Origin of the sequence: Streptomyces sp. NPDC060064, assembly GCF_042736455.1 — a bacterium.
GTDB lineage: Bacteria > Actinomycetota > Actinomycetes > Streptomycetales > Streptomycetaceae > Streptomyces.
Genome location: NZ_JBHWWF010000027.1, coordinates 39,787 through 52,929 on the forward strand (window position 1 = coordinate 39,787; position 13,143 = coordinate 52,929).

Annotated in this window: 21 protein-coding genes; 8 read left to right on the top strand and 13 right to left on the bottom strand. The window is 68.1% G+C overall.

Features of this window, described 5'->3' with window-relative positions; translation table 11 throughout:
• Positions 1–6: 6 nt before the first annotated feature.
• From ACFWDI_RS28430 to ACFWDI_RS28470, 9 genes are read right to left on the bottom strand one after another with little or no spacing between them, the layout of a single operon-like run.
• Positions 7–177, bottom strand: a complete 171-nt coding sequence (locus ACFWDI_RS28430; protein ID WP_385308073.1) for a hypothetical protein — start codon at positions 175–177, stop codon at positions 7–9.
• Positions 155–808 (bottom strand): glycosyltransferase family 2 protein, encoded by a 654-nt coding sequence (locus ACFWDI_RS28435; RefSeq protein WP_385308076.1) that lies wholly within the window; start codon positions 806–808, stop codon positions 155–157. The genes ACFWDI_RS28430 and ACFWDI_RS28435 overlap by 23 nt, the downstream gene beginning before the upstream one ends.
• Positions 805–1,329 carry a class I SAM-dependent methyltransferase gene (locus tag ACFWDI_RS28440; RefSeq protein ID WP_385308079.1) on the bottom strand — a complete coding sequence of 175 codons (525 nt, stop codon included), beginning with the start codon at positions 1,327–1,329 and terminating at the stop codon, positions 805–807. Before ACFWDI_RS28440 ends, ACFWDI_RS28435 begins: the two co-directional genes overlap by 4 nt.
• A complete protein-coding gene (locus ACFWDI_RS28445) occupies positions 1,329–2,006 on the bottom strand; it encodes a glycosyltransferase family 2 protein (protein ID WP_385308081.1) in 678 nt (225 codons plus the stop codon). The genes ACFWDI_RS28440 and ACFWDI_RS28445 overlap by 1 nt, the downstream gene beginning before the upstream one ends.
• Positions 2,003–2,659 (bottom strand): 2OG-Fe(II) oxygenase, encoded by a 657-nt coding sequence (locus ACFWDI_RS28450; protein WP_385308084.1) that lies wholly within the window; start codon positions 2,657–2,659, stop codon positions 2,003–2,005. The genes ACFWDI_RS28445 and ACFWDI_RS28450 overlap by 4 nt, the downstream gene beginning before the upstream one ends.
• Positions 2,656–3,693, bottom strand: coding sequence for a dTDP-glucose 4,6-dehydratase (locus ACFWDI_RS28455; protein WP_385308087.1), 1,038 nt, complete (start codon positions 3,691–3,693; stop codon positions 2,656–2,658). The genes ACFWDI_RS28450 and ACFWDI_RS28455 overlap by 4 nt, the downstream gene beginning before the upstream one ends.
• Positions 3,690–4,682, bottom strand: a complete 993-nt coding sequence (locus ACFWDI_RS28460) for a glycosyltransferase (protein WP_385308090.1) — start codon at positions 4,680–4,682, stop codon at positions 3,690–3,692. The genes ACFWDI_RS28455 and ACFWDI_RS28460 overlap by 4 nt, the downstream gene beginning before the upstream one ends.
• Positions 4,679–4,912, bottom strand: coding sequence for a hypothetical protein (locus ACFWDI_RS28465; protein WP_385308092.1), 234 nt, complete (start codon positions 4,910–4,912; stop codon positions 4,679–4,681). The genes ACFWDI_RS28460 and ACFWDI_RS28465 overlap by 4 nt, the downstream gene beginning before the upstream one ends.
• Before the next feature lie 3 nt (positions 4,913–4,915).
• Positions 4,916–5,281, bottom strand: coding sequence for a hypothetical protein (locus tag ACFWDI_RS28470; protein WP_385308095.1), 366 nt, complete (start codon positions 5,279–5,281; stop codon positions 4,916–4,918).
• A gap of 183 nt (positions 5,282–5,464) precedes the next feature.
• On the opposite strand from ACFWDI_RS28470, the gene ACFWDI_RS28475 reads away from it, so the two are divergent.
• The 6 genes from ACFWDI_RS28475 to ACFWDI_RS28500 all read left to right on the top strand — a co-directional run bounded on the left by ACFWDI_RS28475 (position 5,465) and on the right by ACFWDI_RS28500 (position 10,694).
• A complete protein-coding gene (locus tag ACFWDI_RS28475; RefSeq protein WP_385308097.1) occupies positions 5,465–6,382 on the top strand; it encodes an N-acetylmuramoyl-L-alanine amidase in 918 nt (305 codons plus the stop codon).
• A gap of 27 nt (positions 6,383–6,409) precedes the next feature.
• Complete coding sequence (locus tag ACFWDI_RS28480; protein ID WP_385308100.1) at positions 6,410–6,661, top strand: hypothetical protein; 252 nt, start codon at positions 6,410–6,412, stop codon at positions 6,659–6,661.
• A 34-nt stretch (positions 6,662–6,695) separates the two neighbouring features.
• The gene (locus tag ACFWDI_RS28485; RefSeq protein WP_385308103.1) at positions 6,696–6,962 is read left to right on the top strand and encodes a hypothetical protein; all 267 of its coding nucleotides are present in this window, start codon (positions 6,696–6,698) and stop codon (positions 6,960–6,962) included.
• Positions 6,963–7,632: 670 nt separating this feature from the next.
• Positions 7,633–8,979 (top strand): collagen-like protein, encoded by a 1,347-nt coding sequence (locus ACFWDI_RS28490; protein WP_385308106.1) that lies wholly within the window; start codon positions 7,633–7,635, stop codon positions 8,977–8,979.
• Between the two features lie 102 nt (positions 8,980–9,081).
• Positions 9,082–10,161 carry a hypothetical protein gene (locus ACFWDI_RS28495; protein ID WP_385308109.1) on the top strand — a complete coding sequence of 360 codons (1,080 nt, stop codon included), beginning with the start codon at positions 9,082–9,084 and terminating at the stop codon, positions 10,159–10,161.
• A 2-nt stretch (positions 10,162–10,163) separates the two neighbouring features.
• Positions 10,164–10,694 carry an endonuclease domain-containing protein gene (locus tag ACFWDI_RS28500; RefSeq protein ID WP_385308248.1) on the top strand — a complete coding sequence of 177 codons (531 nt, stop codon included), beginning with the start codon at positions 10,164–10,166 and terminating at the stop codon, positions 10,692–10,694.
• Between the two features lie 298 nt (positions 10,695–10,992).
• On the opposite strand, the gene ACFWDI_RS28505 is transcribed toward ACFWDI_RS28500, so the two are convergent.
• Together ACFWDI_RS28505 and ACFWDI_RS28510 are read right to left on the bottom strand one after the other, a co-directional pair.
• Positions 10,993–11,271 carry a hypothetical protein gene (locus ACFWDI_RS28505; RefSeq protein WP_385308111.1) on the bottom strand — a complete coding sequence of 93 codons (279 nt, stop codon included), beginning with the start codon at positions 11,269–11,271 and terminating at the stop codon, positions 10,993–10,995.
• A gap of 79 nt (positions 11,272–11,350) precedes the next feature.
• Positions 11,351–11,674: a DUF6233 domain-containing protein gene (locus ACFWDI_RS28510; protein ID WP_385308114.1), complete on the bottom strand. Its 324-nt coding sequence runs from the start codon at positions 11,672–11,674 to the stop codon at positions 11,351–11,353.
• Positions 11,675–11,738: 64 nt separating this feature from the next.
• On the opposite strand from ACFWDI_RS28510, the gene ACFWDI_RS28515 reads away from it, so the two are divergent.
• Positions 11,739–11,861 (top strand): hypothetical protein, encoded by a 123-nt coding sequence (locus tag ACFWDI_RS28515; RefSeq protein WP_385308117.1) that lies wholly within the window; start codon positions 11,739–11,741, stop codon positions 11,859–11,861.
• A 123-nt stretch (positions 11,862–11,984) separates the two neighbouring features.
• Positions 11,985–12,152 (top strand): hypothetical protein, encoded by a 168-nt coding sequence (locus ACFWDI_RS28520; protein ID WP_385308121.1) that lies wholly within the window; start codon positions 11,985–11,987, stop codon positions 12,150–12,152.
• A 250-nt stretch (positions 12,153–12,402) separates the two neighbouring features.
• Here ACFWDI_RS28520 and ACFWDI_RS28525 read toward each other — a convergent pair whose 3' ends face one another.
• Together ACFWDI_RS28525 and ACFWDI_RS28530 are read right to left on the bottom strand one after the other, a co-directional pair.
• Positions 12,403–12,855 carry a GIY-YIG nuclease family protein gene (locus tag ACFWDI_RS28525; RefSeq protein ID WP_385308124.1) on the bottom strand — a complete coding sequence of 151 codons (453 nt, stop codon included), beginning with the start codon at positions 12,853–12,855 and terminating at the stop codon, positions 12,403–12,405.
• Positions 12,856–13,047: a hypothetical protein gene (locus ACFWDI_RS28530; RefSeq protein WP_385308127.1), complete on the bottom strand. Its 192-nt coding sequence runs from the start codon at positions 13,045–13,047 to the stop codon at positions 12,856–12,858. It lies immediately after the preceding gene.
• Positions 13,048–13,143: the final 96 nt, after the last annotated feature.

The window sequence follows — 13,143 nt, forward strand, 5'->3', positions numbered from 1 at the left end:
ACCTGCTCAGCCTGCGGCGTTAGCCCCGGCCGGCTCGTCGGCGTCGGCCTGGAGGCGTTCGTTCTCGGCCTCCAGCTCACCCATGCGCGCCTTGAGGAGCACGTTCTCGTGGAACAGCTCCTCGGCTCGCCGACGGTAGCCGTCGAGCGCTGCCTCAATGCTGATCTGCTGCGCCATGCGCTGCTCCCATCTGGATAGCGGCATCCCCGCGGCCGGGAAGGCCGGACGAGTTGAGGCCGTGGTGAACCCATGCCCACGTGCGGCGAGGGACGTGGACGATGCGGGCGCCGGCGTCACGGCAGCCGATCGTGAAATGCCAGTCCTCACCACCGCGGTGGCCGCCGACGGTGCTGCCCTCCGGCGGATCCGAGAAGCCCACCCGCTGCGCAATGTCGGTACGGACCAGAGTGGTGATCGTCGTCTGATGCGGGGCGGCCGGGTTCCACGGCTTCCCGAAATGCCCGAGCGGATCATTCTCCGGCCACGGCGTCCCGTCACGGTGATGGACCATGTAGTAGCTGAATACGTACTGCGCGCGGTGGACTCGGGCCCCGGCCGCCAGGACCTTCAGGTGCCCCGGGTAGAACCAGTCGTCGCTATCCAGGAACGCCACCCACTCGGTCTTGACCTGCTCGAGGCCGCGCTGCCTGGTCCTGGCCGCCCCGTCACCGTCCTTGTCGACGACAACGACCAGATCAGCGGCGGGAAGCAGCTGTGCCTCCACCGAAGCGACCGCCCTGTCCAGCATCCCGTTGATCACCCGGAATGGGTGAGCCGGAATGACCACAGTGATTCCCGGCCCGGTCACCACAGCACCCCCCGCGCCCAGCCGTAAGCGTCACCAGGGTTCGCCCGGTACTCGACGTGCACGTCACCGAAGTAGGTCTCGAGCGCCTCCCGCAGATGGTCGGGCGGCACGTTCCTGTACCACTCGCCCGATGCAGGCAGCGGGGCGCCGGACATGCCGTGCTCCGGACGGCCATCGGAGGCGCAGGTCACGACCAGGAGCTCCGGCCCGCCCGGCTCCAAAGCCTCCGATGCGGTCTGCAAGACAAGCCGCCACAGCGGCAGATGCTCGAGGACTTCGGTACAGACGACCAGGTCGTACCGGTCTACGCCCTTGGGCCAGGGCAGGGTCGCATCGTGGACGATGTCGACGCCGGGGCCTGGTTCGATGTCGCAGCCCGTCCAGACCGCGTTGTGCAGGTGGCCGCGGATACTGCCGTTGATGTCCCGCCCGCCTAGGTCGAGGACCCGCCACGGGGCGCCACGGTCCACGCCGGACAGGTCCAGCATGCGGCTCACTGCATCGTGCGCTTCGGGGTGCATCAGTGTGGCCCTCGTCCCCACTTGGCGATGAACGTCTCCCGGTCCCGGCCCGCCTGCTCGGCAAGTTCGGGGCGGGCATTGGTGGATCCGTTTGGGTCCAGGTGCTGGACAGGGATGCCGGGGACGAGGAGTGCGCCGCCGTTCTCGCGGGCCCTCCAGTCGAGGTCGTCGTCCGAGTACCACCAGGCCATCGACTCGTCGAGCCTCAGGCCGACCTCGCCACGGATCATGTAGGCGTACCCCGTGATGCGCTGCCGCAGGTCGACGGGCTCCGCCTTCGTGTGCAGGATCTGCTGTCGGCCGTCGAACTGGTCCGGGTAGGCGAGGACCGCGGTCGTCGAACGCATCGCCCCGGACAGGGCATCCACCCAGCCTGGCGGTACGACGACATCCGAGTTGAGGACGGCGATGTCCCAGTCCGTGGCCCCGTGAATCCACGCGACACCGTCCGCCTTGCCGATGCCGATGTTCCACAGGGCGCTGATGTTCGGCGGGTCCATGTCGACGCCGTACCTGCGGGTGCGCCGGCCCCACGCGCTCGTATCAATGGGGGGCTGGCTGCCGTTGTCGACGACGAGTACGTGGTCGACCTGGTCGACGATCGAGTTCACGCAGTCGGCGAGCATCTGGTGCCGGTCCCGGGTGGGGATGACGGCGACCCGGTAGGGGCGACTCACGGCGACCTCCACACGGTGGAGTGAGCCTCAGCCGTCTCCGGTCGCAGCGGGGCGTAGTAGTAGCAGGCCAGGCTGCGGCGCAGGTGCTCGCCGACAACCGGGTCGGGATGCCCGTGCCAGGACCTCTCACCCGTCGCGAAAATCACCGTCCGGTTCCAGGCGGGGACGACCTCGACCTCGCGATCCTTGCCCAGGTACAAGACTCCGCCCCAGGCCGGATCCCAGTCCCGGGACAGGAACACCAGCATGTTCAGGCGGCGCTCGAGGGGCAGCGTCGGGTGCACGTTGAAATCCACGTGCATGTCGAGCCGGCCGCCCTCGCCCGTCTCGTGCATGCCGCCGCCGATGTCGTCCGCAGTGAGCGGCCCGATACCGGTGAGAAGCTCGAGCATGGCGCACGCTTCGTCACCGCGGGCGGCGTCGAAGAAGCCGCGCGTCGCCGGGCCCCACATATAGGAGTCCCCGGCCTTCTTGCCGCGTTCCTTCTCGTCCGGGTACGTGATCCAGCGCGGATCGTTGGCCGCGGGGAACTCGGCGTCGATCGCAGCGAGCAGCGAGTTGGGCCACAGGCCGTCGACGACGAGGTGCGGGAATGGCTCGGCCGCAGCGAACCGGTCAGCCTCAGCCTGGCCGAGGGTGGTCAGATCAGTCATGCCGCGGCCCCCAGCGTCTCCACGCCAAGCCACTCGGGATGCTGCAGCGTCCACTCCACAGTGCGCCGCAGCGAGTCCTCCAGCGGCAGCGGCGCGGTCCAGCCAGCCTCTGCGAGCTTCCGCCCGTCGAGGGCATATCTGAGGTCGTGCCCTGGCCGGCTCGAGTGGAAATCGACGAGGTCAAGCTGCGGGTTCTGGATGCCCATGAAACTGGCGAGGAGACGAACCATCTCGATGTTGTCGACTTCGCGTTCGCCGACGACGTGGAACCGTGACGGCCGGTCGAACTCGCCGTACATCTGCGGCTCGACGTGGTTCAGCAGCCACAGCCAGGCGTCGGCAAGGTTCCGGGCGTGCAGATAGAACCGGGACCCGGGTGTGCCGTCAGGGGAGACGTGCACAGTGACTGGCTCCCCGGCGAGGAGCGCCCGGATCGTCTTGGGCACGAACTTCTCGACATCCGCCATCTCGCCGATGATGTTCATGGTGTTGGTGATGACGACGGGAAGACCGAACGTCCGCCAGTACGAGTACGCGATAGCTTCCTGCGCGGCCTTGCTTGCCGAGTACGGATTAGACGGCAGGATCGCATCCCACTCCCGGTGCTCGTAAGCCGCTGGCGCCGGGCCGTACACCTCGTCCGTCGACATCTGCAGGATCACGTCGGGCTGGGCGTAGCGGGCGTAGTCGAGGACGTTCGTCATGAGCCGCACGTTGTTCTCGATGAACGCCCCGGGCGCCTCGATGCTGCGATCGACATGCGACTCGGACGCCACGTTGAGGATGTAGTCGACTGGCCCGAACCGGTGCCGCGTCGTGGACGAGATTGGGGCTGTCAGGTCGCAGAGAACGACGTCGACGCGGGCTGCCCAGTCGGGCCTCCCTTCGATGCTGGAGGCGATGCGGTCGCTGTTCCCGTGATGCCGGAACGTGACGGGACAGCTGATGTGCCAGTCCGTGTTGGCTAGGAGGTGCCGCAGGACGTGCGCGCCGACGAAGCCGCTGGCCCCGGTCAGGAGTACTCGCTTGGTCATCCGAGGATCGCTTTCTCCCAGAGGGGCGCTGTGGCGGTGACGGTGTGCTGTGCGGCCTGCTGGCGGCCGGCTGCGCCCATCTCGGCGCGCATGACGGGGTCGTTGACGAGGGCTCGCAGGTGCTGGCCCCATTCGTGGTCGCGGCGCACGAGGTATCCGGTGACGCCGTGCTGGACGTAGTCCTCGTAGGGGCGGACTGCGGAGGCGACGATGGGGATGCCGAGCGCCCCGCACTCGATGGCTTTCAGTGCCGACTTCGACTGGTTGAAGACATGCGGCCTGAGGGGGGCGATGCCGACCTGGTAGTCGATGGTCTTGAGAAACGTCTCCACGTCGGGGACCCAGGGCGTGAACCGGGCTCGGTCTTGGGGGATGCGCATCCAGCGGGCGTAGTCGTTGCCGATGCAGTGGAACTCGGTCTGCGGGTTGCGCTTCAGGAACTGCCGCAGCTGGTCCGAGACCTCGCCGAAGTCCATGTTGTGCGTGGCGCTGCCGCCCCAGCCGATGGTCAGGGTGCCGTCGTCCCGTCGGGCCGGTTGGTGCTCAAGGAGCCAGCCGGGGACGGCGTTGGGCACGATGTGCACGTTCGGGTTCCACTGTCGGACGATGTCGGCGAGCGGCTCGGTGGTGACGGTGACCGCGGCGGCGACCTCAATGTTCCGCTGCAGGTTGGCGCGGATGTCGGGCCGCGCAAAGAAGGTGTGCGCCACGGGGGAGGTGGCGTCGATGTTCCACAGGTCGTCGTCAATCTCGAAGATGAGCTTGCGGCCCTCTGAGGCCAGCTGCTGCCAGGTCACGGATGGTTCGGGATTGCAGACCCGCTGTCCGACGATGACCGTGTCCGGGCTTTCACGGACAGCTGTCGGCATGCGCTGCGCGTGGGCGACGTTGTGACCGAGACCAGCAAGGCCCTGCATGGGGAGTTGGATGCGGTAGAAGCCGCACCCGTTCTGGTCGGCCTGCCAGCCGAACGCGTCCAAGTCGCTCACGGGGCGCTCCTTCGCTGGGTCCGGAGCGCTGTCGCCGCCTCGGCGATGCCCTGCTCAATGGCCGCCTCTGCGTGCTGGGCTGCCCATTCGGCCCGTTCGGCTGCCGCGTTGGCGCGGGTGGCTGCGGCTTGGGCGCGGATGAGGTAGCGGCGGGATTCGGCGCACAGGATGAACGCGGCGACGGCGAACCCGATGCTCAGCAGCGACTGGACTATCTGGAGGGGCGTCACGACTCAGCCCGCCTTCGGCTTGCTCACATGCACAGGCTGGCCACTGGCGCCGTCCTGCGGCTCCTCGTCGACGAGGGTGTAGGTCTTACCGCCGTCGGCCGACATGGCGCGCGAGTCGCGAACGTTCTGCCAGATGGGATACCCGCTCATCTCGGAACAGTCCTGCCATTCGGCGGGGTCGTCGGTGATCGGGGTCAGCGCCTCGTACCGGAGCAGCTTTTCCAGGTACGTGGTGGCGTGGGCGGCAGATGAGCCGCTGTGGCCCATCTCTGCGAACGCGGCGACGACCTTGCACAGGCCGTCCACGATCCAGGGGTCTTCGCCGAGCAGGGTGAGTTCGCGGCGGGCGTGGTCAACGAGATTGCTCATAGGGCGCTCCTGTGCGGGTGTGCGGGTGGCGCGGGTTGGGTGCGGCGGGGCACAGACCCGCACAGCCGAGCCCCGCCGCGGGTCCCTGAGCAAGAACCCACCCACAATGTACCTGTGATTCGTAGGTGATTGGTGGGGTTGAGGCTACGATTCAAAGGTAGAGAGCCTTCGAGGGAGACCCGCATGGCCACACCAATGACCGCCACGCAGCGAATCACCGCCTACATAGCCGAAGGCCTGACCGTTCACGAGCACGTCGGCTGGCGCACCCACAACCGGGAAGCCGCCACCGGCAAAGTCTTCGGCCCCGTGATCGGCGTCCTCATCCACCACACCGCCGGGCACAACGACAAAGAGATCTGCTTCAACGGGCATTCGACCCTGCCCGGCCCGCTCTGCCACAACTGGCTCGGCAAGACCGACGGCCTGTGGATGATCGGCCAAGGCCGCGCCAACCACGCCGGACTCGTCGACCCCGACGTCCTCAACGCCCTGCGCGACGAACGCTCCCCGCTCCCCAAGGACGACCAGGCCAACGCCGACGGCAACGACGTCCTTTACGGGCTCGAGATCGAGAACCTCGGCGACGGCGAAGACCCCTACCCGGCCGCCCAGTACAGGGACGCTGTCCTCTGGGCTGCTGCCCACTGCCGCTTCCACGGCTGGACCGAGAAGTCGATCGCCGGGCACAAGGAAGTCCAGCCCGGAAAGATCGACCCCAGCTTCGACATGGACGTCTTCCGCGCCAACGTCCGAACCCAGTTGGCCACGAAGCCCGGCAAGCCCGCACCCACCCCGGTCCCCGCCAAGCCGAAGGTCGACCTGTCCCGCCTCATCAGCGCCGCGCGCACCGACCCCGGCGCCAAGCAGGGGCACGTCACCTACATGGCCGGCGTCAACCTCGTCGAGAACGCCCTCGTCCGCGAAGGACTCCTCGCCAAGACCTATGCAGGCGACGGGTCGTTCGGCACCACCACGATCGCCGCCTACGCCGCCTACCAGCGACGTCTCGGCTACACCGGCCCCTCCGCCGACGGCATCCCCGGCAAGACCACCCTCGGAAAGCTCGGCGCCAAGTACGGCTTCACAGTCACCGCCTAACCCCAACCCGCAGTAAAGGACCCCGACATGTCGAACGTCACGACCATCACCAAGACCGCCGCCACCTACGGCAAGGACCTCGCCGAGCGCGTCATATGGACCTTCCTCGTGGCCGCTGGCGGCGTAGCCCTCGCGGCCGGCCCGGCGTCCATGTTCAACGTCACCTTCTGGGAGACCGTCGGCACCGCCGGGATCGCCGCGGTCGGCTCCCTGCTGAAGGGCCTGTTCGCCAAGGTCGTCGGCGACAGGAACTCTGCCAGCACCGTCTCGGGCGTCTGAGTCTGCCCACCCTGCGCGACCGGGAGGGCGCCACATGGATGCCGCCACGGTCACGGCCCTAGGCGTACTTGGTAGCGCCGCCGTGGCCGGACTGGCAGCCATGTACGGCTCCCGGATCGCAGGAAGGGCACAGCGGGAGGGCGGAGTCATCGGCGGCTACAACAGCCTCACAGACCAGCTACAGGAGGAGCGTAAAGAGATGCGCGCCGACCTGGCCGCGCTGCGCCTGGAGCTGGCCACGGAGAAGGCGGAGACGACGCGCCTGAAGCTGCTCGTGACACAGCTCGGAGGCACGCCGTGACCCGTGGCCAGCGGGCGTTCGCCCGCCGACGGCATCTTCTGTGGGTGGTTGCTGCGTTGCTGGCGTTGGCTGGCGTGGTCATCCTCATGTGGCAGCGGACTGACCACGAGGCGTCAGCGCGTGCCCAGCTTGCAGCGGAAGCGGACCTGCGAGGCGAGGCCGTGTCGACGCTGGCCAGTGACGTCCGGCAGCTTCGGAGCCAGTTGCAGGCCGCAGGGAAGACGCCCGCAGCACCGGACCCGGAGCAGGCCGTCGAGGACTTGCCGTCTCGGGCGGAGGTGCCGGTGCCGATCCCCGGACCGCCTGGCCCCAAGGGCGACCCCGGCGACCCTGGAAAGCCCGGGAAACCAGCGCCGACACCCGCCGACGGCCAGCCTGGGACAGACGGCAGCGATGGCGCGGACTCCAACGTCCCCGGGCCGCAGGGACCTCAGGGCCAGCCCGGTGCAGACTCCACAGTCCCCGGACCGCAGGGCGACCGCGGAGAGCAGGGGCCGCAAGGCGACCGCGGACCGGCAGGCCAGTCATGCGAAGACGGCTACAGCTGGCAGACCCCCAACTACGACCCCGACGCCCGCGTCTGCCGCAAGGACGGGGCGCCGCAGCCAGCTAAGCCCGGCCTGCTCGGGCTCGGTGTACTAGCCGCCTCCGCTAGATACAGGAGACTCTGATGCCCTTCCCGCTTGGCGTACAGACGGTGACCCTGACGTCCGGAGCGGTCGGCTACCGGGCACCGGACGGCAGTCACGCCGTCGGCACGATCCGCTTCACGCCCTCCGTGTCCCGCGTCACCTCGGCTGAGCACGGCGTCATCGCCCTCGGCACCAACAACGCCACCCTCAACGCGTCGGGCGGCTTCACCGCCACGCTCCTCGCCAACGACGCCGACGGCTTCACCCCGTCCGGCTGGACGTACCGCGTGGACGAGGAGTTCACCAACGCTCCCGGCCGCGCCTACAACATCAGCCTCCCCGCATCCGCGGCCACCGTCGCCCTGCCCTCGATCGCACCCACCGTCGAATCCACAGGCACCTACGTCGTCGTCACCGGGCCAGCAGGACCGACAGGGGCAACGGGCGCGCAAGGATCTGCGGGAGCGACCGGCCCCCAAGGCCCCGCCGGCGCAAACGGATCCAACGCGCAAGCCGAGGCGTACACCGATGCAGCCGTCGCCAGCCACGCCGCAGACTCCACCAGCGTGCACGGCATTACGGACACCGCCGCCCTCGAGACCAGCACCGGCGCGCAGGCCAAGGTCACCGCGCACTCTGGTGCCACCGATCCGCACGGCGACCGGGCGGCCGCATCGGCTGCTCTCAGCGCGCACGCGTCGGACACGACCGACGTCCACGGCATCACTGACACGGCAGCTCTCGAGACCGCGGCCGGCGCCACGTCGAAGGTGAGCGTGCATGCTGCCGCTGTCGACCCGCACGGTGACCGGTCCTGGGCCGACAGTAAGTTCGCCACCACCACCGCCCTCGGCACCCTGAACACGACGGTCACAGCGCTGAGTGGAAGCGTCGTCAGCCTCGACGGCTTCGTCAACGACTGCTTGGCCCGCGTCGCCGCGATCGAACAAGGCACGGCCTTCCTCAGCGGCGTCAACAGCAGCGACGACGTCAACGTCAACGGCGGGAACCTGACCGTCACCGACTTCGCCAAGGGCTACCGTTTCCGCGTCGACGGATCGTCCCTGGACCTCGAGGCCACCGGCACGGACCTGATCGTCAGCAACTGGAGCGGCTCCGGCTTCAACGGCACCCAGAGGAGCTACCTGCGCCTGTCGGCCGACGCGCAGAACATTCAGATCGCCGGGAAGGTCGAGTTCGCCGACTCGCTGTACGGCACTGTGCGGCACACCCTCGACGGCGCGGCGAACACGCTCGGCTTCCACGGCGCAACCCCTGTCACCCGACAGGCCGTCACCGGCAGCCGCGGCGGCAACGCTGCCCTCGCGTCACTGCTGACCGCGCTCGACACCCTCGGCATCATCGACGACCAGACCACCGCCTGAGGCATCACTAGCGCATAACGTCCTATGGCTTATGCGCTACTTGGAGCCTTCGAGAAAGCTCTAACCCCGGATAACCTTCCTTATCAGCGGTAAGATTGGACGGTGAACGAGACCTCAGAGGAGCCGATCGAAGTCGAACTCGTGGACGTGGACCGCCTGCCGGTGCTCGCCGGGCATCTCCCGTCAAGCATCGTCCACACCGAACGGGATCACGAACTCTCCGATGACGCCCGACAAGCCATCGAAGACTCCATCCCCGACAACACCCGCCGCGCCTACGGCCGCCAGTGGGAGACCTTCGCCAACTGGTGTGCGGGAGAAGGCAGGGTGCCGCTGCCCGCGACACCCAAGACGCTCGCGCAGTACGTCCGCCACCTCACCACCACGCCGTCCGCGCGCACCGGCCGCACGCCTGCACCCTCCAGCATTGAGCAGGCCATCGCAGTCATCCGGGCGGCCCACAAAGCGGCCGGACATCGCGATCAGCCCGAGACCGCCCCGGCCCTGCGTGTCCTCAAGGGATACAAGAAGGATCGCTCGGAGTCGGGTACACGGAAGCGCAAAGCACCCGCCATCAACCTTGCCAAGCTCCGGCTTCTCGTCGCCGACTGCGACCCAGCCACGCTCGCCGGCCTGCGCGATCGAGTGATCTTCATCCTCGGGTTCACCATGATGGCCCGACGTTCCGAACTCGCCGGGCTCTACCTGGAGGACGTGCGGGAAGACGAGGAAGGCGACCTGACGATCCTCATCCGCTCCAGCAAGACCGACCAGGAGGGAGAAGGCGTCGAGGTCATCGTGCCCCGTGGCGTACACAGGGAGACCGACCCCGTCCGCGTCATGCGCGCCTACAAGGCAGCCCTCGCGGAACGCGGTATCACTGATGGGCGGCTGCTGCGCGCCATCAATCAATGGGACCAGGTCACCCGCGACTCGGTGTCCGGCGACGCGATCAACGAGATGGTGCAGCGTCGCGCGTCGCGCGTCCTCCCTGACGATGGGCTGATCTATACGGCGCACGGCTTCCGGGCGGGCGGCGCCGGAGAGGCGTACAAGAACAAGGCGCCTCTCTCTGCGATCAGGACTCAAGGCCGATGGGCCGACGGTTCGCCGCAAGTCCTGGAGTACATCCGCGTCGTCGACGCTCGTGAAGAGAATCCGATGAGGGGAATCGGCCTGTGACCATGACTGCGGCGGAAGCGCTGGAGGAGGTTCGGCGCCGTCAGGCTGCCGAGGGGGAATGGCTGGGCGACGCGACCCAAGGGCGCCCGACCTTCGCCGAGGCGGAGCTCCTCGACAGGCAGGGCATCCCGTCCTGCCACGTCTGGCTGGTCCCCGAGAGGGAGGTGCCGTCTCATCTGTCCGCCACGCAGGCCCTTCGTCGGTGGCAGGCCGGTGCCTGCGCGATGTGCAGCGCTGCCGGTGGCCGCCTCCTCGTAGACCATTGCCACCAAACCGGGCTCGTGCGCGGCCTGTTGTGCACCAGCTGCAATACGGCCGAGGGCTTGCAGAGTGCACCGTCATTCGTCGCCTACCGGGAACGGCCGCCAGCCGTGATCCTCGGAGTCGAAGAGATGTACGGCTCGCCGTGGGGCGAGGTGATCGCTCCTTCTGACGCTTCGCCAGAGGAGAGGATCCAGCGCAACGCCGCCCACGTCGACGCGGCCGAAGCGCTCTTCGCTGGCATCACCGACCGTTTCCGCCCGACCGCCTGACGCGCGAACGCCCCCGCAGTTTCCGGCTGCGGGGGCGTCTGTCTGTGGGGTCTAGCCCCAGGCGCTGTCGCTCATGTGCCCTCCAACTTGGATGCGGCCACCGGGCTTAGGTGCGGCCATCGGGAGGCCCGAAGGCTTCAACCCTCGAGGGGCAGTGCGAACTGCCGATGGCCGCGCGATCACCGTAAGCGGAACGTGGCCTTCTTGTCAGCCCTCGTGCACCACCCGCCTGCCCTACTGGCGGCAGCACCTCGTGCAGAGAGAGCGGAACGCCCGCCCTCGGGGCGGGCGTTCGTGTCTACATGGCTTGCTTTTCTCGCTGTTCGCGGAGGTCGTGGACGCTCGCGGTGAGGGTCCCGTCTTGCTGCTCATAGTGGGAGAGGGCGAGGCCGAGGCCGAAGAAGGTTGGCGCCCATTCGCCGACGAAGATTCCCCAGCGGTCGGCGCGGGCGATGCCGGCGCCTGGTTCGGCGTTGAGGGACAGGGCCCAGGTGGCGACGGACAGGCCGATGGACATGAACGCTGCGGTGTAGGCGTGTTCGCTGCGCATGCCTTTCTCGTGCAGCATCTTGATCATGAGGTCTCCCTGGTGTGGGGGGTCAGGGCACGTCTACTAGGGTCACCCGACTGGCGGACACGCGCATCTGGGGGCCGTGTCAGTCCACGATCCCGAGCGCGGTGTCTGGCCGGCAGTACTGGCATGCCCCCACCTCCACGCATCCTTGCCGCGCTTCCTGCTCGCTGATGGCTTTCTTGCGCGGCCCGGTCATGGCGCAGTCCCCGCGGTGGATCTGCACGGTGGTGCGTGTGGCGCCGATGCCGTATTCGGCGAGCCATGGCGGCGGCTCGACTTCGGGCGGGGTGTTGGTGCGGGTCTGCTGCTCGTGGTGGCGGATGGCGTCCTGGACTGCGGCGAGCTGTATCTGCAGGTAGGTCTCCAGGGCGTGGAGGCGGGGCAGATCAGGCGGCAGATCGGACATGTGTTCGAGTCTACGGCGGGGCGGGCAAGGCTGGCACACTGAGGGCACCGACGAAGGAGGGGCCATGAACGTCTATCGCACAATCCGCACCTGGTATCGCGATCCGGCTTACGTCCAGGCGGTACTGCTCTCAGCCGCTTCCGCTGTCGTCATCCTCACGGCGACGGCAACGCTTCGCCTGATCTGACCCCGCCCGTTGTCAGTGCGGCCCCGTAAAATCGGACCATCATCCACGGCTACCCGCGGTGGTTGCTTCGACCCCGTCCGGACAGCGCCGGGCGGGGTCGGCTGCTACCAGGAGGAGACCGTGATGCGGATCGCAGCCATCTACCTCGGCGGGTTCGGACTCGCCGCCCTGGCTACATTCGCCGACAGTGTGCACGGGTTCAGCGGTGACGTTCTGAGCCTCACCTACGGCGGCGCGGCTGCGTTCGGCTGTGGCTACCTCGCCGCGCTACGCCCTAGCCCCCGCGCCTGACCTGCAAGCTTCCCGGCGCCGAGTAGCTAAGCCGCCAGCTCAGCCCCGCCGCACCCGGCCCGCTCTGCCCGGTCTGCCGCAGCCCACTCCACAACGAGCCGCGCGTACTCCGGGCGCCGCTCCTCAGGCAGCACACCGTCCACCCACAGGGCGCGGATCTCGGCATCAACCTGCGCAGCAGACCGCGCTGGGGTAAGGCCGGGAGGGGTCAGGGGCATGCCGTGAAGTTTACGGCGCGGGGTGGGTGACGTCAGCCGGCTGGAGGGTTCTCCGCGGCCTGCTCGCGGCGCTTCTTCTTGACCCAGTCGTGCATGGCCTCGACGAGTGCGTCTGACGGGCTGCGCTCCTCGGCTGCGGCCAGCTCCTCGAACTCGTCGCGTAGCTCTTGCTTGGGTCGGAACGCCATCACTCGCGTCTGACCTGTGGCTGGCCTGCCGCCCTTTCGGCCGTGCAGCATCTTGCCGTCGGCGTCGGGCCGGATAGCGTTCCATCTTGGCGCCTCACGCCCGATCGCCTCGGCCTCCGCGATCTCGGCTTCGGTGCGCGTCGCCTTCCATTCGACCGTGCTGCGGTGTACGGCAGGCCACCACGCCTTCTCTCGCGCGTGGACGGCCCATCGAACGTCGGTGTCGTTCGTGATCCCGACATAGAGCAGGGCGCCCGTCTCATCGAAGAAGCGGTACAGGGCGGTTCGGCCGTCCACTCACTGACCGCCTTCCGACTCGGGCCGCTTGGGCATCTCTGCGTCCGGGCGGCCGACGTACCACTCCATGAAGTGGCGGAGCTCGGCCGAGCGGTCGCTGTTGACGCGTCCTGTCGCCGCTTCGAACTCGGCCCAGAGTCCGCCGTCGATGCCGCGCAGTCCGCGCACTGGGTGCTTGTGCTGATTCGCCATGAGGCAATCATGCCGGGGTGGTTGACCACCCGTCAAGGCTGTGTCATATTGGAGTCATGGAGGTGGTCAACCACCCCGGATCAGCAGAAACCAGCG